Source organism: Streptomyces pristinaespiralis (genome assembly GCF_001278075.1).
Classification (GTDB): domain Bacteria; phylum Actinomycetota; class Actinomycetes; order Streptomycetales; family Streptomycetaceae; genus Streptomyces; species Streptomyces pristinaespiralis.
Genome location: NZ_CP011340.1, coordinates 7,563,235 through 7,581,654 on the forward strand (window position 1 = coordinate 7,563,235; position 18,420 = coordinate 7,581,654).

Below are 18,420 nucleotides of genomic sequence, written 5' to 3' on the forward strand. Positions count from 1 at the left end.
GGACGAGGCGGCGGGCAGGGGGACTTCGGGCGGTCGGGCACCGGAGGCGGCCGGGTCGGCCGGGCTGTGCGCCGTTCCTGAAGTGCTAGAAATCTAAGCGCTTAAGTTTCTCGACGCAAGACCCCGAAGTGGAATCGTTGCCCGGGATGGCTTGAGCCTGGTCTCCGCGAGGTTGAGGATGAGGGGCGAGCGTACGGCTCCAAGATTTCTAAGCTCTTAACCATTGACCGCTTAGGTATAGGAACCTACTGTCTCCGCAACTCCCCTGGTTCGCGGAAGGACCCTCCATGACGACTGTGGCCGGCAAGCCAGCCCTTGGCTCCATAGCCGCGAGACTCGAACGACTGCCGCACTCGCGCTGGCATGTCAAGGTCCGGTTCCTGATCGGCGCCGTCACCTTCTTCGAGGCGTTCGACCAGCTGCTGGCCGCCTCCGCCCTGCCCGTCCTGATGAAGGAATGGAACCTCACCACAGGCCAGGCCACCTTCGCGGTGACCGCGGCGTCCATCGGCATGCTCCTCGGCGCCATCGCCGCCGGCTGGATGGGCGACCGGATCGGCCGGGTGCGTACGGTGGCCCTCGGGGTCGGCGTCACGGGCCTCGCAAGCCTCGCCGTCGCCTTCTCCGGCAGCATCGAGACGTTCTCGCTGTTCCGGTTCGTCCAGGGACTCGGCATCGGCGGCGTGGTGCCCGTGGCGGCCACGTACATCAACGAGATCGCCCGCTCCGACAAGCGGGGCCGATTCGTCCTGCTCTACGAGATGATCTTCCCCGCCGGTCTCGCCGCGGCCACCCTCGTCGCCGTCTGGGTGGTGCCCAACCTCGGCTGGCGCGCCATGTTCGTCATCGGCGCCCTGCCCGTGCTCATCGCCGCCGCGCTGCCCCGTCATGTCGAGGAATCCCCGCGCTGGCTCCTTGCGCGAGGCCGCACGGAAGAGGCCGAGGCCGCCGTCGCCCGGATCGAGGCGCAGGTCGCCCGTGCCACCGCGGAACCGCTGCCGCTGCCCGCCGCCGAGGTCAAGGAGGACACCGGCCGGGGCCGGCTCGGCGACATCTTCAAGGGCCGCTACCTGCGCCGCACGGCGGTGCTGTCCGGCCTGTGGTTCGTGGCGTACTACGTCAACCACGGCATCTCCACCTGGCTGCCGTCCCTCTACACCAAGCACTTCGGCCTCGATCTGACCACCGCGCTGGTCTACACGCTGCTCAGCAACGTCACAGGACTGCTCGGCACCTTCGTCGTCGCCATGGTCATCGACCGGATGGGCCGCAGGGCGGCGCTGATGGCCGCGCTCGGCGGTGGCGCGCTGTCCCTCGGGGTGCTCGCGCTGGCCGGCGCCACGTCGGGCGGGCAGGTCGCCGTCTTCGCCTCCTGCACGACCTTCTTCCTGTACGCGATCAACGCGGGGCTCTACCTGTACTCGCCCGAGCTGTACCCGACCTCCAACCGGGCCAAGGGCGCGGCGTTCGGCGGGCTGTGGAACCGGCTCGGCGTCATCATCGGCCCGGTCACCGTCGGGGCGATCATCGGCGCGGGCGGCAGTCTGTCCCTGGTCTTCGCGCAGCTCGCGGTCGTGGCCGCGGTGGGCGCTCTGATCGCCTGGTTCGCGGTCGAGACCAAGGGGCGGACGCTGGAGGAGCTCAACTCCTGACACGTCGGCGGTCCGCCGAGGGGCCGGTGCGGCGGGGTTGGTGACCACCACCCCGACGCACCGGCCCCCGTGTCTTTCCGAGGGCCGCGAGCAGCGCTGCGAGCTGCCGCCGCTCGCCACTGGCCGGCCCGGCCGGCGGCTCGCGCTGCTGATCGGCGCGGACGCGGCGGACACGGTCGGCGAGCTCGACACCTGCGGGCGGGCCTGGGCGAGCGCGCCCGGCAGGTCGTCCGAGTCGCGGGCCGCTGCCGCGGAACCTCCTCGGCCACGCCCGTCCCCCCGCCGACGACCTCCCTGGGTCGGCGACCGCATCATTGAGCAGTTCGCCGCCCGCCTCGAGGAGCTGCTGTGCGAGGCCCGGCCCCTCTGTGCGAGGCCCGGCCCCTCTGGGCGGGGACCGGCGCCGCTTCCGCGATGGCCGCCCGCGGCGTTGTCGCGGCCGGACCGGAGGCCGTCGACCTCGGCGCGGCAGCCCTGCCCGGGCTGCTGAGGAAGGCCGCCGGGCCCGCGGCGGCCGTGCTTGTCGCGCTCGTCGTGGTGCGGGTGCCGACCCGCCGCTCCCGGGCCTGACCGGCCCCGTTCCGCCGCGGTGGCCGTGACCCGGTCCGAGGCCCGCCCCGCGTGGCGTCCCCTCGCCCGTTCGGGCCGATCACCTCAGCAGTAAGATTCTCAGCGCCGTGACAAGCCGTACGGCTGTCCGGCGGAGCCGTACGAGGGGATGAGGATGGCTGCATCGAGGCCGGCGGACCGGGACGCCGTCGCGCAGGTGATCGAGGACTGGGCGCGGGAGCGACCGGAGCTCGACACGAGCCCGCTGGAGGTCCTGGCCCGGCTGCACCGTTCCTTCCTGCGGTACAGCACCAGGCTCACCGCCTCGATCGAGCGGCACGGCCTGTCCGTCGCGGGCTTCGACGTGCTGACCGCTCTGCGGAGGTCGGGGGCGCCGTACCGGCTGACAGCGGGCCAGCTCGCCGACACCGGGCTGGTGTCCTCCGCCGGGGTGACCCTGCGGATCGACCGTCTGGAGAAGGACGGTCTCATCGTGCGCGAGCGGGACGCGGACGACCGCCGCGTCGTCTACTCGCGGCTCACCGACAAGGGTCTCGCGACGGTGGACACCGTCTTCGAGGAGCACCTCGACAACGAACGCCGGATGCTCGCGGGGCTGTCGCCGTCCGAGCGCCGACAGGTCGCGAGGCTGCTGCGCAAGCTGGAGGACTCGATCCTCGCGTCGGACGACGAGACGGCCGCCGTCGAAACCCCGTGACCGGCCCGGTGGGCTGACGGCGGTCGGCGTGCCGCCCGCCCCTTGCCGTGCGGTCCGCTGTCCGGGGTCTCCATGGCTCCCGCCCGGCCGGTGCCGCTTCCGCCGCACGGCCGTGGTCCGCTCCGGGCCGGCGGAGGCGACTCCGCCGGCCTCGCCGCGGCTTCGGGGAGCAGCGCGGCCGCGACGGTCCCGACCACAGGATGCGCCGCCGCTCCGCGCAGTGCGTCCGGGGGCCGGGCGCTATCGCTCGTGGCGGCCGGTGAGCTCGTAGCCGGCCTCGTCGACGGCCGCCGCGACGTCGTCGTACGCGAGCTGCCGCTCGCTCGCGACGGTCACCTCGCCGGAGGCCAGGTCGACCTGCACGCTCTCCACTCCCGCCAGACCCTCCACCTCCGCGGTCACGGCGGCGACGCAGTGGCCGCACGTCATGCCCTTGACCTCGTACACATCCTTGACCATCGCAGTGCTCCCTCCGGAACGGGACATCGTCCGCTCCAGTGTATACCCCCTGGAGGTATGTGCTGTGAGCGGGGTGCGTGACGGTTCCGGCGCAGGAATACGCAATCGTTTTCTTAACGTAGTCCCTTGGATTTCCTGGCTGATTGAGCCCACGAGCTCCTGTTTCTGACCGCTTTGAGTGTCGGTCAGGGGACGGAGCCGGCCACCCTGTCGGAACCGTTGACGTGGCCCTGTCCCGCTTGTACCGTCCCGCCTGAAATCGATTTCCCGAGCTGATCGATACCACGGGAGCCAGCCATGCACAGAGCCGCCCGACCACCCGGACAGAGACGGCGTACCTCCGGCCGTGCCCTGGCCACCGCGTTGCTGGTGGTGTGCGCAGCGCTGAGCGCAGCGCCGCAGAGCACGGCCGCCGACGGGGAGGCCGGTGCCGTGGCGTCCGCCGGAGCCGACGCGGCAGCTACCGGGTCGCCGCCCGCGAGCGACTTCTTCGCCACGGTCGACGTGGCACCCGCCGCCTCCGTGGGCGCCCCCGCTATCGGCGACAACAAGAACCACGGCGACCTCTGGCCCAACTGCTGGGCCGACGACGACAGCGTCTACACCGCCTACGGCGACGGCGTCGGATTCGGCGGCGCCTACAGCGACATCGGCGTCGCGAAGATCTCCGGCATGCCCGGCGGCCTCACCGGCACCCAGCTCGCCACCGACGTCAGCCAGATCTGGACCGCCGACCACAACCGCAAGCCCACCGGCATGGCCTGCGTCGACGGCGCCCTCTACCTGGCGGTGCAGGACCTGGCGACCGACTTCAACGACGCGCCAGCCGCGACCATCGCCAAGTCCACGGACAAGGGCCGCACCTGGACGTGGGACCGTACCAGGCCGATGTTCGGCGGCGGAGTCTTCACCACGGTGATGTTCCTGGACTACGGCAAGGACTACGCGAACGCCCCGGACGACTACGTCTACGCGTACGGCCTGGACCACAACTGGCGGGACTCCTTCGACGACAGCGTGCCCGACCCCGTCGACCTGCATCTCGCCCGTGTCCACAAGAGCTCCGTGATGGACGAGAACGCCTGGCAGTACGCCGCGGGTCTCGACGCGTCGGGGAACCCGGTCTGGTCCACGGACATCAGCGGGCGGCAGCCCGTCCTCCACGACGACCGCCACATCTACCAGGACGTCTTCACCCAGAACCGGGTACGGAACACCACCGTCCTCGGCCAGGGCGGCATCGTCCACAACAAGCCGCTGAACCGCTACATCTACACCTCGTGGACCGAGTACACCTTCGAGTTCTACGAGGCCACCAGCCCATGGGGCCCCTGGAAGCACTTCGCCACCAAGGACTTCGGCGGCTACCCGTGGACCCACACCAAGCACGGCGGCTACGCGACCACCATCCCGTCGAAGTACATCAGCGCCGACGGCAGATCCATGTGGCTGCAGTCCAACGTCTGCCCCTGCGGCGGCGGTTACCCGCACGGCGACCACTGGGCCTACACCTTCTCGCTCCGGCAGCTGCGTCTGGAACCGCGCCAGGACACCACACCCGGCAACACCGCCGACCCCGGACGCGACCTCGGCCGCGAGCCCGGGACCGTGCCCGTCCAGCGGGCCACGCACTTCGGCAAGGACGCGTACTACAGCGACGGCAACAGGACCCAGAACGAGGACGACTGGAACGACGAGCGCAAGAGCGCGAGCTGGTGGGGATACACCTGGCCGCGCCGGTACATGATGAACAAGGTCGTCTACACGACGGGCGGCATGTTCTCCGACGGCGGCTGGTTCGCCGGCGACCTGCGGGTCCAGGTCCGGCGCGACAACCAGTGGGTCGACGTCTCCGGCCAGCGCATCGGCCCCGCGTACCCGTACGACAGCACCGCCGGAGCCAACCGCACCTACACCTTCTCCTTCGATCCCACGGCGGGCGACGGCGTGCGCGTCATCGGACGGCCCGGCGGTGAGAAGACGTTCACCTCCGTCGCGGAGCTCGAGGTCCACTACGACGCGGGCGGTGTCATGCTCGGCGGCTCCCCGACCGATTGACCGGCGACGGCAAGGACGACATCGTCACCTTCACCAAGAACGCCGAAGCCGCCGTCCACGCGGCCCTGTCGACCGGCACCGCCTCGGCGGACGGCAGAAGTGGAACGACTTCTTCGGCCTGCCCGGCGAAACCTCCGTCTGACCATCACGCATCGCGGGGTGCGCACCGCCCAGGTGCGTACCCCGGACGTCCGCGCGCCGGACCGTACCCCTCACCTTTCAGGTCTGAACCGATTGCCTGACGGGAGGGGCTGACGGGACGCCGCTTCCCCCTCGCATGGCGATCAACGGAAACGAGGCGTGATGATGGAAAGGCCGGTACGCCTCAGGCAGAGGCCGGTGCGCCTCGAGCAGGGGAGAGGGTCCACATGTGCCGATGGGTGGCCTACACGGGAACGCCGGTGCTCCTCGACTCGCTGCTCTACCGCCCCGCACACTCCCTGATCGACCAGAGCCTGCATTCCCGGATGGGCGTCGAGACCACCAACGGCGACGGGTTCGGCATCGGCTGGTACACGCCCGACGGCGGCACTCCGGCGGTGATCAGGGACACCGGACCCGCGTGGAACAACCGCAACCTGCGGGAGATCTCGGCGCACATCCGCTCCCACCTCTTCTTCGCCCACATCAGGGCGTCGACGGGCTCCGCCATCCAGCAGACGAACTGCCACCCGTTCCGGCACGGGAGGTGGCTGTGGATGCACAACGGCGCCATCGCCGACTTCCACCGGCTGCGCCGGGACCTCTGCATGGTCATCGACCCGTCGCTGTTCGCCGACATCGAGGGTTCGACGGACTCCGAGGTGATGTTCTTCCTGGCGCTCACCTTCGGGCTGGACCAGGACCCGCCGACGGCCGTCGCCCGCATGGCGGGCCATGTGGAGTCCCTGGGCCGCCGGCACGGCGTGGAATTTCCGCTCCAGATGACCGTCGCGGTGTCCGACGGGGAGCGGCTGTGGGCCTTCCGCTACTCCAGCGAGCGCCGTTCACGCTCCCTGTACCACAGCGCCGAGGTCGAGACCCTGCGCGCGCTGCACCCCGACATAAAGTTCCTGCAAGGGCTCTCCGAGGACACCCGCCTCGTCGTGTCGGAGCCGCTGAGCGGACTGCCCGGGGCGTGGACCGAGTTCCCCGAGAGCAGCTACGGCGAGGTCGGCGCGGGCTCGGCCTTCGTCCGGTCCTTCGAACCGATGCCGGCCGACGGGGAGCTTCCGCGCAGCCCCGTGCCGTGAGGGCCGGTCCGCCGGGCCCGCCGCGATCAGGGCGCCGGGTGCCCGGGGCTCAGACCGATGACATCGCTCAGCCGCAGCACGTCACCACGGGGCAGCGGCTCGGCGGCCGTGTCGACGGGCGTGAGGCAGAACCCCACGTGGTCCCCCCAGTCGGCCCGCTCCTCCACCCTGCCGATGAACCAGGCGCAGGCGTCGGCCAGCACCGGAACGCCGTGCGCCCCCGGCTCCCAGCGCGCCGGCCCGAACTTGTCGACATCGTCGCCGCTCTCGCCGCCGAACAGCCGGGCCAGCCCGTGCTGGTCGCGGCCGAGCAGATGCACCCCCAGGTACGGGGCCCGACTCGCCACGCGGTAGGTGTGGTTCACCTTGGACAGCCACACCACGAAGCGCACCGGACTCAGCGAGGACTGGGAGGCGAACCCGACCAGGCAGCCGGCCCGCCGCCCGTCCGCGGCCGCCGTGACGACGTACACCGGCGGGTCGAGCAGGTCGGTGAATCCCTTGACGTCCACCATGGCGAAATCCTCCCGGACGACCCTGACTGCCCGCACCGGCCGCGCCGCCGTGCCGTGCGGCCGCTTCCTTCCGGTTGCCCGGCGCCGCCGTCGCGACACGGGGAACGGGCGATGCGTGGACGGCGGGCCGAAGGCGGGGCGCGCTGATCAGGCCGAGTCCCGGCGGACCAGTTCCGTCGGCAGGATGAGCGCGGCGGGTTCCTCACCGCCGATCCTGGCCAGCAGCATCCGCACCATCTCCTTGCTGATCCGGTCCCACGGCTGCCGGATCGTGGTGAGCGCGGGGCGGGTCGACACCGCGGCCGGCGAGTCGTCGAAGCCGCCGACGGCGATGTCCTCCGGCACTCGGCGCCCGGCCCTGGCCAGGGCGTCGAGGACGCCCTGGGCCATCAGGTCCGACGCCACGAACACGGCGTCGATGTCCGGGGCCCGCCGCAGCAGCAGTTCCGCGGCCTGCTCGCCGCTGGCCCTGCTGTAGTCGCCCGTGGCGATCAGCAGGTCGTCGGCGGGCAGCCCGCACTCGGCCAGCGTCTCCCGGTAGCCGGCGAGACGTTCGACGCCACCGGGGGTGTCCGGCGGGCCGGAGACGGTGGCGATCCGGCGGCGGCCCGACGCGTGCAGGTAGCGCACCATGTCGCGGGCGCCTTCCCGGTCGTCCGCCGCCACGTAGCCGATCCTGGCCTGCTGCCCGAGGGGCTTCCCGCAGGCGACCACCGGCACGCCCGCCGCCTGGAGTTCGCCGGCCACCGGGTCGCCGGAGTGGCTGGAGACGAGCAGGACGCCGTCCACGTGCCCGGCCTGGATGTACCGCAGATTGCGCCGCCGTTCGTCCTCGCTGCCGGCGATCATCAGCAGCAGCGGGATGTCCTGCGAGGCGAGGGCCTGGGTGCAGGAACGCAGCAGCACATTGAAGTTCGGGTCCTCGAAGAAGCGCTCCTGCGGTTCGGTCAGCAGGAACGCGACCGAGTCGGACCTTCCGGTGATCAGCGAGCGGGCGTGCCGGTTGACGACGTAACCCGTCCTGCGGATGGCGTTGTTGACGGCCGTCTGTGCCGCAGGGCTGACGTAGTGGCCTCCGTTGAGGACCCGTGAGACGGTCCCGCGGGAGACTCCCGCCTCACGCGCGACATCGTGGATCGTCACCGATCGGCGCTTGCCGTCCGGGCCGCGGTTCATGGCTGTGTCCCCTCGTTCCCCTGACGTCATGACTTTACGGCCCCGGACAGCAGGTCGAGACTCCAGAACCGCTGGACGACCAGGAAAAGGGCGATCAGCGGGACGATCGCGAGCAGGGCGCCGGTGATGACGAGCGTGTAGAGGGCGGGTGTGCTGGAGCCTTGGGCGAGCAGCGTGAACAGCCCGACCGTCATGGGGAACTTGGTGTCGTCGCTGAGCATGATGTACGGCAGCAGGAAGTTGTTCCAGATGGCCACGAACTGGAAGAGGAAGATCGTCACCAGGCCGGGCGACATCATCGGGACGCCGACCCGCAGGAAGATGCGCCACTCGCCCGCTCCGTCCATCCGGCCCGCCTCGACGAGCTCCATGGGGACGGCGGCCTGCGCGTAGATCCGGCCGAGGTAGACGCCGTACGGGGAGAGGATCAGCGGCAGCAGTACGGACAGGTAGGAGTCCGTCATGTCGGCCTTCGCCATCAGCAGGTACTGGGGGATCGCGAGGATGACGGGGGGCATCAGCACGCCGGCGAGCAGCACGTTGAAGACGGCCTCACGGCCGCGGAAGCGGTAGATCGCGAGCGCGTAGCCGGAGACGGCGGAGACCATCGTGGACAGCACGGCGCCCAGACCGGCGTAGAGGGCGGAGTTGCCCATCCAGCGCCAGTAGATGCCGTCTCGGTAGGCGTCGAGGTCGGCGAGGTTGTCGCCGAGACCGCTGCCGGGCAGGAACGTGAAGGTGGAGAACAGCTCCGTGCCCGACTTGGTGGAGGCGACCAGGACCCAGGCGACGGGCAGCAGGCAGTACAGGGCGCCGAGCAGCAGGGCGGCGGTGGGCAGCAGGGCGGCGCGGCGCCTCGGCGGCGGCCCCTGGGAGGTGCCGGGGGTGGTGCCGGCGGCCGGGGCGGCACGTCGGCGCCGCGCGGGGAGCGTGGGCGTGCTCATCGGGATCCTTGTTGCTTGGCGCGGGAGTTGGAGGCCCTGAGCAGGGCGAAGGACAGGGCGAAGGTGGCGGCGGCCAGAACCACGGCGGTGGCGGAGGCCGCGTGGACGTTCCCGGCCACGAAGGCGTCGTTGTACACCTTCATCAGCGGGCTCCACGTGGTGGAGATGCCGTTGGTCAGCGGCTTGAGGGTGGTCGGCTCGCTGAAGACCTGGAGGGTGGCGATGACCGAGAAGAAGAACGTCAGCACCAGCGAGGGCACCACCATCGGGATCTTGATCCGCAGGGCGATCTGGAGCGGTGTGGCGCCGTCCAGCTTCGCCGCCTCGTACACCTCGGCCGGGATGGACCGCAGCGAGGTGTAGATCACGATCATGTTGAAACCGGTGCCGCCCCAGACGGCGATGTTCGCCAGCGACAGGAACAGCGGCCCGCCGTCGAGGAGATCGGGCCGCGGCAGCCCCAGCCGGCCGAGGACGTGGTGGAAGGGGCTGACGTCCGGCAGGTAGAGGAAGCCCCACAGCAGGGCGGCGACCACGCCGGGGATGGCGTACGGCAGGAAGATCGTGAGCCGGGAGAAGGCGCGCGCCCGGACCCGCTCGGTGTCCAGCAGCAGCGCGAACAGCAGCGCGAGGCCGAGCATGACGGGCACGACGATCGCCCCGTAGCCGAGGACACGCAGGGCGCCCTGGCCGAGTTCGGCATCGGTGAGCGCGGCGGTGTAGTTCGAGAGGCCGGCCCAGACCTCGGTCCGGGCGTTCCTGCCGAGGCCCAGACCCTCGACGTCGACCTTGTGGAGGCTGAGCCAGAGGGCGTAGCCGACGGGCAGCGCGAAGAACAGGGCGAACAGGACGACGGCCGGTGCGAGGAAGCCGTACGGGGCGGACCTCGCCCCGTACGGCCGCCGACGGCCGTTCGCCTCGCGGCGGGTACGGGGCAGGGTCACCGCGCGACCTCGAAGCCCTGCTTCTTCAGGTCGGCGACGGTGGTGTCCTGCATCCTGCCGAGGGAGGCGCCGAAGTCGGACCTGGCCTTGGCCGCCTTGCCGAACTCGTCCTTGAAGGCGGCGTACGCGACGTTGACGTTGGGTCCCCAGTAGGCGGGGGCGGCGGTCTTGGCTATCTCGGCGGCCTCGGTGTAGAAGTCGGGCTGGTTGGCGAAGAAGGCCGGCGCCTCCACCAGGGCTCCGCTGGTCTGGGCGGACGTGGCCGCCGGATAGATGCCGCCCTCCTTGACCAGGGCGGCCAGCGCCTCCGGGTCCGTGTTGAGCCAGGTGGCGAACTTCGCGGCGGCGTCCTTGTGCTTCGAGTCCGTGGTGACGGCCGTGGTGGAGCCGCCCCAGCTGCCGGTGACGTTCTTGTGGTCGTACCACTGGGGGAGCGGAGCCATCTTCCACTTGCCCTTGGTGTCGGGGGCCGCCGTGGTGAGCGTGCCGGGCGCCCAGACCGCGCTCACCCAGGCGATCTGCTTGCCCGTGTTGAGGGCCTTGTTCCAGGCGGGCGTGTACATGGGCTGGTTGTCGACGGCGCCCTCCTCGACCAGACCGCCCCAGAAGTCCGCGACCTTCTGCGTCGCCGGGTCGTCGATGGCGACCTTCCACTTCTGGCCCTCCGTGGTCCACCACTTGGCGCCGGCCTGCTGGGCGAGACCGGCGAAGAGGCCGGAGTCGTTGGAGGAGAAGGTCGTCAGCGCCTTGTCCGGGGCCTTCTTCTTCAGCGCGCGGGCGGTCTCGGCGAACTGCTCCCAGGTGGCGGGGACGCTGAGCCCGTACTCCTCGAACAGGTCGGCGCGGTAGTAGAACATCATCGGCCCTGAGTCCTGCGGAACCGCGTAGACGGCGTCCGTGCCGAGCGTCGTCTGCTGCCACACGCCCGGGGCGAACTCGTCCTTGATGCCGCCGACCTCGTCCGAGATGTCGGCGAGGGCGTCGTTGCTGACGAGGGTCGGCAGGGCCTGGTACTCGGCCTGGACGAGGTCGGGGGCCTTCTTCGCCTTCGAGGCGGTGATGATCTTGGTGACGAGATCGTCGCCGGAGGCCTGCTTCTGGACGGTGACCTCGATGTCCGGGTTCTTCTTGTTCCAGATGGCCGCCACCTTGTCCATGCCGGGCGCCCAGGCCCAGTAGGTCAGCGAGACCGGTCCGGAATCCGCCTGGTCGCCGCCGTCCGAGGAACCGCAGGCGGTGAGCGCCGTCGCCCCGAGGGCGACGGCTGTGGCGGTGGCCGCGAGGCGGCGGTGCAGCGTGGTGGACATGGGTGCTTCTCCCTGACCGAAGGGGCCTCCCGCTCGACGGGGGAGGCCTGCCCTGCATCTGTGAGCGTTCACAGTAGGGAAACATCCCGGACACTTGTCAATGGTTGTTCCTGTGCGGTTATGTTGCATCACTGCATCGAAGCTGATGTGTGCACGTTCCCAGTTTCTCGATATTTTGACGCTTCAGGAGACATTCATGCCGGAGACCACTCCCCAGGGGCCGGACCGGCTCGCGTTCGGTGGGGACTACAACCCCGAGCAGTGGCCGGAAAGCGTCTGGCACGAGGACGTCCGGCTGATGCGCGAGGCCGGGGTCACCATGGTGAGCGTCGGGATCTTCTCCTGGGCGCTGCTCGAACCCGAGCCCGGCGGCTACGACTTCGGCTGGCTCGACCGGGTCCTCGACCTGCTCCACGAGAACGGCATCCGCGCCGACCTCGGCACGCCCACCGCCTCCCCGCCGGCCTGGTTCTACCGGGCCCACCCGGACGCGCTGCCCGTCGGCCGGGAGGGGCTGCGCCACTCCTTCGGCTCGCGTGCCGCGATCTGCCACAGCAGCCCCGCCTACCGCGAGGCCGCCGCACGGATCACCACCGAACTCGGCCGGCGGTACGCCGGCCACCCCGCCCTCGCCATGTGGCACGTCCACAACGAGTACGGCGTTCCTGTCAGCGCGTGCTACTGCGACAACTGCGCCGCGCACTTCCGCCGCTGGCTGCAGGCCCGCTACGGAACGGTCGAGGCGGTCAACGACGCCTGGGGAACCGCCTTCTGGGGCCTGCGCTACCGGTCGTTCGACGAGATCGACCCGCCGCGGCTGACCCCGACGGTCGGCAACCCCGCCCAGCAGCTCGACCACCGCCGCTTCGCCGACGACACCATGCGCGAGAACTTCCGCATGGAGCGGGACATCCTGCACCGGCTCGCGCCCGGCGTCCCCGTCACCACCAACTTCATGACCGCGCTCAGCCAGTGCGACACGATCGACTACTGGGCCTGGGGCCGCGAGGTCGACCTCGTCACCAACGACCACTATCTGATGACCGACGGCCGCCGCACCCACGTCAACCTGGCGATGGCCGCCGACCTCACGCGCTCCGTCGCCGGCGGCGCCCCCTGGCTGCTGCTCGAGCACTCCACCAGTGGCGTCAGCTGGCAGCCGCGCAACCCCGCCAAGCGCCCCGGAGAGATGGCCCGCAACTCGCTCGCCCATGTGGCCCGCGGCTCCGAGGGCGCCATGTTCTTCCAGTGGCGCCAGTCCCGGAAGGGCGCCGAGAAGTTCCACTCCGCGATGCTGCCGCACGCCGGGACCGACACCCGGATCTGGCGCGAGGTGGTCGCGCTCGGGGCCGACATCGGCTCGCTCGCCGGGCTGCGGGGGACCCGTACCGTCCCCGACGTCGGCATGGTGTGGGACTGGCACTCGTGGTGGGCGCAGGGCCTCGAATGGCGGCCCAGCGAGGACCACGACGCCCGCGAGCGTGCCGACAGCTTCTACGAGGCGCTCTACGACCGGCACCTGACCGTCGACTTCGCCCACCCCGGAGCCGACCTGTCCGCCTACCCCCTGGTCGTCGTCCCGGCCCTCTATCTCGCCACCGAGGAATCGGGCCGCAATCTGCGCGCCTATGTCGAGAACGGCGGCACCCTCGTCGTCTCGTACTTCTCCGGCATCGTCGACGAGCACGACGCCGTGCACCCCGGCGCCTACCCGGGTGTGCTGCGCGACGTGCTCGGCCTGACCGTCGAGGAGTGGTCACCGCTCGGGGCGGGCGAGAGCGTGCGGATCACCGGGCCGCAGGACGCCACGGTCACCGGCGACGTGTGGACCGAGTTCGTGGTGCCGCGAGGGGCCGAGACGGTGTGGACGTACGCCGACGGACCGGCCGCGGGCGGCCCCGCCGTCACCCGTCACCGCCTGGGCAGGGGCACCGCCTGGTACGTCTCCTCCCGGCTCGACCCCCTCGCGCTGGACGCCGTCCTCGAGAGCGCCTGCGAGGACGCCGGCATCGCACCCCGGACCGAACTGCCCCGCGACGTCGAGGTGGTACGCCGCTGCGGCGACGGCGGCGACTACCTCTTCGCCGTCAACCACACCCCGCACGACACCAAGGTTCCCCTCGAGCGCCCCGGCACCGAACTGCTCAGCGGCGAGCACGCCGCCGGACACCTCGCCGTCCCGGCCGGCGCCGTCAAGGTCGTACGGCTTGACGCCTGACGACACCAGAACCCCCGGGCGCGGCCGCCGGATCGCCGGCCGCCCCCGGGCGCATCGCACCGCCCATCCCCGCCCACCACCGTCGAAGGGACTCGACGATGCACACGGCCCCACACTTCCTCCGCAGACTGCTCAAAGCCGCCGCCCTGCCCGCGCTGGGCGCCCTGCTGATCACGGCACTGCCCGCACAACCGGTCAGCGCGGCGGCCACGCTCACCAACACCGGCTTCGAATCGGGCACGACCGGCTGGTCCACCTACTCCGCCGCGGGTCAGCACGCGGCGTCCTACACCGAGGCCGGCGGGCGCACCGGCAGCAACCGCCTCACGCACTGGTCGTCCTCCGCGTACAAGGTGGAGACGTACCAATACCTCTCCGGACTCACCGACGGGACGTACAAGCTGAGCGCCTGGGTGCGCTCGAGCGGTGGCCAGAGCGCGGCCTACCTGGCGCTGCGCAACTGCGGATCGGCGGAACAGCGCACCGACCTGCCGCCCACCCCCGACGGCAGGTGGATACGCCTCGTCACCTCCGTCAGGGTGACCGGCGGGCAGTGCACCGTCAGCATCAACTCCGACGCGAGGGCCGGGAACTGGCTGAACGTCGACGACCTCACCTTCACCCCGGGTTCTACCGGCCTGAGCGTCAAGGGCGTCGACGTCTCCACGCTGAAGAAGAGCGAGGACCTCGGCGGCGTGTACCGCACGGCCGCGGGGACCACCGGTGACGGGCTCGGCATCCTGAAGTCGGCGGGGGCCAACTACGGCCGGCTCAAGGTCTGGGTGGACCCGGCCGACGGCTACAACAACAAGGCCCGCGTGCTCCAGACCGCCAAGCGGATCAAGGCCCAGGGCATGAAGCTGCTGGTCGACTTCCACTACTCGGACATCTGGGCCGACCCGGGCGCCCAGACGAAGCCCGCGGCCTGGTCCTCGCACTCCTACGACCAGCTCACCAAGGACGTGTACGACCACACCTACGACGTCCTGAACGCCCTCAAGGCGCAGGGCACCACCGCCGACATGGTGCAGATCGGCAACGAGATCAACACCGGCATGCTCTGGCCGGAGGGCTCCACGGAGAACTGGGACCGGACCGCCGGGCTGCTCAAGTCCGGCATCTCCGCGGCGAAGGCCGTCTCCTCCTCCACCCGGATCGCCCTGCACCTGGCGCACGGCGGGGACAACGGCCTGTACCGCTGGTGGTTCGACAACGCCACCTCCCGGGGCGTCGGTTTCGACGTCATCGCCGTCTCCTTCTACGGCTACTGGCATGGAGCGCTCTCCGACCTCCAGGCCAACCTGGACGACGTCTCCACCCGCTACGCCAAGCCCGTCATGGTCGTCGAGACCGCCTACCCCTTCCGGCTCGACAGCAAGGACAGCCACGAGAACATCATCGACCTGCCCGGCGAGCTGGTGTCCGGATACCCGGCGAGCCCGGCCGGCCAGGCGGCCTGGGTGCGCGACGTGATGAACGTGGTCGAGGCCGTGCCGAACGGCCGCGGCCTGGGCGTCGTCTACTGGGAGCCCGCCTGGACGGCCGTCACGGGCAACGGCTGGGACCCGGCCGACCCGTCGTCCGGCAACGGCTGGGAGAACCAGGCCCTCTTCGACTACGAGAACAGGCTGCTGCCCGCCGCGAACTGGCTGAGCCACCGCTGACCCGCGCCGTACGCGCCCCGGCTCCGGCCAGGGCGCGTACGGCCGCGCCCGTCAGGCTCCGTCGAGCGGGGTGAAGACGAACGAGAACTCGGCCGGCCGGGCGTCCAGCCGGTACTCGGGCAGCACACCGGGGCCGCAGGACTGGCTGCCGAGACCGTGCTGCAGGTGGTCGAGCTCCACCCACACCGTCTCGGCGGAGGGAACGAGGTCCGTGAGGTGCTCGGCCGCGTCCAGCTGCCCGGTCGTCCAGCGGCGGGCGGTCAGCCAGAACGCCGGGTCGCCGTCGATCCGCAACCCCGCCTGCGGGGACGTGAGTTCCGCCCAGCGCACATCGGCCCGCGCCCCGTTCTCCTGCGGGCGGACATACGGGGTCTGCATGGCGTCGACATCGGTGTGCCAGAGGCCGAGCCGGGCGGCGGACCTGCTGTCCGGGTACGCCTCGCCCGGTCCGCCGCCGTACCAGCGGACGCCTCCGTACGACGCCGGAAGGCCCAGTCGGATCCCGAGGCGCGGCAGGGGGAGCCGCCATCGACCCTGCGGGACCACGGACACCGTGAGGCGCAGCCGGACACCGTCGGAGGTCCAGCGGTAGTCGGTGAGCAGCCCCACGTCACGGCCGGCCGGCGCCACCCGGGTGCGTACCGTCACCGCGTCGTCCGTCACCTCGACCGCGTCCAGGCGGTGCCGCACACGGTGCAGACCGAGGGCGCGCCAGAGGGGTCCGTTCCGCGGATCGGGCTGCCAGGGCGCGCCGTTGTCGTTGTCCGTCGGGGCGCGCCACACGTTCAGCCTCGCACCGGCGACGGCGACCGGGCCGATGGTCCGCAGTTCGCCGGTGCGGACGTCGAAGGAGGCAGGGCCGAGGGTGATGAGGCCCTGGCCGCGCGCCGGGCGGTCATGGCCCGGGACCTGCACGGGGGCGGGGCGTGCGGCCTCGAGCTGGCCCCAGGCGACCTCGTGGCCGAGGCGGCCCCAGGGGGTGTCCTCGGCCAGCAGCGCCCGTACCGTCCACACACTCCCCACGCCCTTCTCCGACACCGGGGGTTCGGGCAGCCGGACCTCGGCCCAGGCGCCGGCGGCCGTCGGCGGGACGGTCAGCGGGCCGTGCGCCACGGTCTCTCCGCCGCTCTGGAAGGACCATTCGAAGGCGAGGTGGGACAGGTCGGAGAAGTCGTACAGATTGGTGATGCGCACGCCGGCCGCCGCGCCGTCGGCCGCACCGGCCTCGATGCGGACCGGCTCGATGACCTTCTTGTACTCGATCAGGCCGGGGGAGGGGGTCCGGTCGGGGAACAGCAGGCCGTCGCAGACGAAGTTCCCGTCGTGGAGCTCCTCGCCGAAGTCGCCGCCGTAGGCGAAGCCGAATCGTGCGTCGGTCAGGCCGTGGTCGATCCACTCCCAGATGAAGCCGCCCTGGTTGCGCGGGTGTGCCTCGAAGAGCCGCTGGTAGTCGGCGAGTCCGCCCGGACCGTTGCCCATCGCGTGCCCGTATTCGCAGAGGATGAAAGGGAGCCCGCGGCGGGCGGCCGGTCCGCCGTCGAGGCCGCGGCCGATCCTGTCCACCTCGTCGTGGGGCGGGTACATGCGTGAGTACATGTCCGTGTCGCGGCAGCCCGGGTCGCCCTCGTAGTGGATGAGCCGCTCGGGGTCGCGGGCGCGGATCCACTCGGCCATCGCGGTGAGACCGCGTCCCGTGCCCGCCTCGTTGCCGAGCGACCAGATGATCACGGACGGGTGGTTCTTGTCCCGCTCGACCATGCGCGCGGCGCGGTCGATCAGTGCCGGGGTCCAGCGGTCGTCGTCGACGGGGTTGTCGTGCCAGTCCTGCTCGACGAAGCCGTGCGTCTCCAGGTCGCACTCGTCGATCACCCACAGACCCAACTCGTCGCACAGGTCGAGGAAGTCGGGGTGCGGCGGGTAGTGCGAGGTGCGGACGGCGTTGATGTTGTGCCGCTTCATCAGCTCGGCGTCCCGGCGCATGGTCCCGGCGTCGAGGGCGCGGCCGGTGTCCGGGTGGAACTCGTGCCGGTTGACCCCTCGGAACAGGATCCGCTCGCCGTTGACCTTGATGACACCGTCCTCGACGGCGACCGTGCGGAAGCCGATGCGCAGCGGGACCCGTTCGCCAGGGAGGACCAGTGTCCCGTCGTAGAGGCGGGGGGTCTCGGCCGTCCAGGGCCGTACCGGCACGGTGACCTGCTCGCCGGTCGCGACGTCGATGCCGAGTTCCGGCACGGTGACCCGCCCGGCCCTCTCGGAATCGACCCGCAGGGTGCCCTCGGCGCGGTGGTGGTCGTACGAGGCGTGCACGAAGAAATCCCCCGCGCACCCGGCCGGCCGGTGCAGGAGGGTCACGTCCCGGAAGATGCCGGGCAGCCACCACTGGTCCTGGTCCTCGAGGTACGACCCGGACGACCACTGGTGGACGCGGACCGCGAGGACGTTCCCTTCCGCGCGCAGCAGATGCCCGACCGCGAACTCGTGCGGCAGCCGGCTGCCCTTGAACTCGCCCAGCTCGCGGCCGTTCAGCCAGACACGCGCGCAGGACTCCACGCCGTCGAATCGGAGCAGGGCGTCGCCGCCGCCCCAGTCCCCTGGCAGGTCGAAGTACCGCAGATGGTCGCCGGTCGGATTCTCCGTCGGGACGCGCGGCGGGTCCACGGGGAAGGGGTAGAGGTGGTTGGTGTAGACGGGTGCGCCGTGGCCCTGGAGCACCCAGTGGCCGGGCACCCGCACCTCGTCCCAGCCGGAGGAGTCGTGGCCGGGCGCGGCGAAGGAGTCGTCCTCCGCGTCTGCGGTCGCGGACAGCCGGAAGCGCCAACTCCCGTTCAGCGAGAGGGCCGCCGCGTCCGAGGTGGCGTACCGGGCGCGTGGCGGGAGCGACCCGCTGCCGGGCCGGACATCGTCGACGTACGAGTGGGACATCGCTCTCCTGGGGCAGCACTCGGTCCCGGGCGGGCGCGAAGGCGGCGGCCGGGGGAGGG

General features: G+C 71.1%; 14 protein-coding genes. 7 read left to right on the top strand and 7 right to left on the bottom strand.

Annotation, left to right across the window (positions count from 1 at the left end; genetic code table 11):
* The first annotated feature begins 287 nt into the window (after positions 1-287).
* The 3 genes from SPRI_RS32580 (at position 288) to SPRI_RS32590 (ending at position 2,919) form a co-directional block, all read left to right on the top strand.
* Complete coding sequence (locus SPRI_RS32580; RefSeq protein WP_037775401.1) at positions 288-1,652, top strand: MFS transporter; 1,365 nt, start codon at positions 288-290, stop codon at positions 1,650-1,652.
* 348 nt (positions 1,653-2,000) lie between these two features.
* Positions 2,001-2,222: a hypothetical protein gene (locus tag SPRI_RS32585; protein ID WP_005320789.1), complete on the top strand. Its 222-nt coding sequence runs from the start codon at positions 2,001-2,003 to the stop codon at positions 2,220-2,222.
* Between the two features lie 154 nt (positions 2,223-2,376).
* Positions 2,377-2,919, top strand: a complete 543-nt coding sequence (locus tag SPRI_RS32590) for a MarR family winged helix-turn-helix transcriptional regulator (RefSeq protein ID WP_037777200.1) — start codon at positions 2,377-2,379, stop codon at positions 2,917-2,919.
* Positions 2,920-3,159: 240 nt separating this feature from the next.
* Here the strand turns inward: SPRI_RS32590 and SPRI_RS32595 are convergent, their stop codons facing one another.
* Positions 3,160-3,378 (bottom strand): heavy-metal-associated domain-containing protein, encoded by a 219-nt coding sequence (locus tag SPRI_RS32595; protein ID WP_037775402.1) that lies wholly within the window; start codon positions 3,376-3,378, stop codon positions 3,160-3,162.
* A 297-nt stretch (positions 3,379-3,675) separates the two neighbouring features.
* Between SPRI_RS32595 and SPRI_RS32600 the strand changes: the two genes are divergently transcribed.
* Entirely contained in the window at positions 3,676-5,436 is a 1,761-nt protein-coding gene (locus tag SPRI_RS32600; RefSeq protein ID WP_005320796.1) for a hypothetical protein, read from the top strand.
* A gap of 368 nt (positions 5,437-5,804) precedes the next feature.
* Positions 5,805-6,668: a class II glutamine amidotransferase gene (locus SPRI_RS32605; RefSeq protein ID WP_037775403.1), complete on the top strand. Its 864-nt coding sequence runs from the start codon at positions 5,805-5,807 to the stop codon at positions 6,666-6,668.
* A gap of 26 nt (positions 6,669-6,694) precedes the next feature.
* Here the strand turns inward: SPRI_RS32605 and SPRI_RS32610 are convergent, their stop codons facing one another.
* From SPRI_RS32610 to SPRI_RS32630, 5 genes are all read right to left on the bottom strand, one after another.
* The gene (locus SPRI_RS32610) at positions 6,695-7,183 is read right to left on the bottom strand and encodes a flavin reductase family protein (protein WP_037775404.1); all 489 of its coding nucleotides are present in this window, start codon (positions 7,181-7,183) and stop codon (positions 6,695-6,697) included.
* 147 nt (positions 7,184-7,330) lie between these two features.
* The gene (locus tag SPRI_RS32615) at positions 7,331-8,359 is read right to left on the bottom strand and encodes a LacI family DNA-binding transcriptional regulator (protein ID WP_005320801.1); all 1,029 of its coding nucleotides are present in this window, start codon (positions 8,357-8,359) and stop codon (positions 7,331-7,333) included.
* Positions 8,360-8,385: 26 nt separating this feature from the next.
* Complete coding sequence (locus SPRI_RS32620) at positions 8,386-9,303, bottom strand: carbohydrate ABC transporter permease (RefSeq protein WP_005320803.1); 918 nt, start codon at positions 9,301-9,303, stop codon at positions 8,386-8,388.
* On the bottom strand, positions 9,300-10,241 hold the full coding sequence (locus SPRI_RS32625) for a carbohydrate ABC transporter permease (RefSeq protein ID WP_005320805.1): 942 nt from the start codon (positions 10,239-10,241) through the stop codon (positions 9,300-9,302). The genes SPRI_RS32620 and SPRI_RS32625 overlap by 4 nt, the downstream gene beginning before the upstream one ends.
* 2 nt (positions 10,242-10,243) lie before the next feature.
* Positions 10,244-11,554 carry an ABC transporter substrate-binding protein gene (locus SPRI_RS32630; RefSeq protein ID WP_005320807.1) on the bottom strand — a complete coding sequence of 437 codons (1,311 nt, stop codon included), beginning with the start codon at positions 11,552-11,554 and terminating at the stop codon, positions 10,244-10,246.
* 196 nt (positions 11,555-11,750) lie between these two features.
* On the opposite strand from SPRI_RS32630, the gene SPRI_RS32635 reads away from it, so the two are divergent.
* Positions 11,751-13,772, top strand: a complete 2,022-nt coding sequence (locus SPRI_RS32635) for a beta-galactosidase (protein WP_005320808.1) — start codon at positions 11,751-11,753, stop codon at positions 13,770-13,772.
* A gap of 98 nt (positions 13,773-13,870) precedes the next feature.
* On the top strand, positions 13,871-15,436 hold the full coding sequence (locus SPRI_RS32640) for a glycoside hydrolase family 53 protein (protein WP_053557581.1): 1,566 nt from the start codon (positions 13,871-13,873) through the stop codon (positions 15,434-15,436).
* A gap of 51 nt (positions 15,437-15,487) precedes the next feature.
* Here the strand turns inward: SPRI_RS32640 and SPRI_RS32645 are convergent, their stop codons facing one another.
* Complete coding sequence (locus SPRI_RS32645; protein WP_005320813.1) at positions 15,488-18,361, bottom strand: glycoside hydrolase family 2 TIM barrel-domain containing protein; 2,874 nt, start codon at positions 18,359-18,361, stop codon at positions 15,488-15,490.
* Positions 18,362-18,420: the final 59 nt, after the last annotated feature.

Excerpts from the sequence above, each read along its gene's own strand:
- SPRI_RS32580 (WP_037775401.1), top strand. The coding sequence starts at position 288 with ATGACGACTGTGGCCGGCAAGCCAGCCCTTGGCTCCATAGCCGCGAGA.
- SPRI_RS32590 (WP_037777200.1), top strand. The coding sequence starts at position 2,377 with ATGGCTGCATCGAGGCCGGCGGACCGGGACGCCGTCGCGCAGGTGATC.
- SPRI_RS32595 (WP_037775402.1), bottom strand. The coding sequence starts at position 3,378 with ATGGTCAAGGATGTGTACGAGGTCAAGGGCATGACGTGCGGCCACTGC.
- SPRI_RS32600 (WP_005320796.1), top strand. The coding sequence starts at position 3,676 with ATGCACAGAGCCGCCCGACCACCCGGACAGAGACGGCGTACCTCCGGC.
- SPRI_RS32605 (WP_037775403.1), top strand. The coding sequence starts at position 5,805 with ATGTGCCGATGGGTGGCCTACACGGGAACGCCGGTGCTCCTCGACTCG.
- SPRI_RS32610 (WP_037775404.1), bottom strand. The coding sequence starts at position 7,183 with ATGGTGGACGTCAAGGGATTCACCGACCTGCTCGACCCGCCGGTGTAC.
- SPRI_RS32615 (WP_005320801.1), bottom strand. The coding sequence starts at position 8,359 with ATGAACCGCGGCCCGGACGGCAAGCGCCGATCGGTGACGATCCACGAT.
- SPRI_RS32620 (WP_005320803.1), bottom strand. The coding sequence starts at position 9,303 with ATGAGCACGCCCACGCTCCCCGCGCGGCGCCGACGTGCCGCCCCGGCC.
- SPRI_RS32630 (WP_005320807.1), bottom strand. The coding sequence starts at position 11,554 with ATGTCCACCACGCTGCACCGCCGCCTCGCGGCCACCGCCACAGCCGTC.
- SPRI_RS32635 (WP_005320808.1), top strand. The coding sequence starts at position 11,751 with ATGCCGGAGACCACTCCCCAGGGGCCGGACCGGCTCGCGTTCGGTGGG.
- SPRI_RS32640 (WP_053557581.1), top strand. The coding sequence starts at position 13,871 with ATGCACACGGCCCCACACTTCCTCCGCAGACTGCTCAAAGCCGCCGCC.
- SPRI_RS32645 (WP_005320813.1), bottom strand. The coding sequence starts at position 18,361 with ATGTCCCACTCGTACGTCGACGATGTCCGGCCCGGCAGCGGGTCGCTC.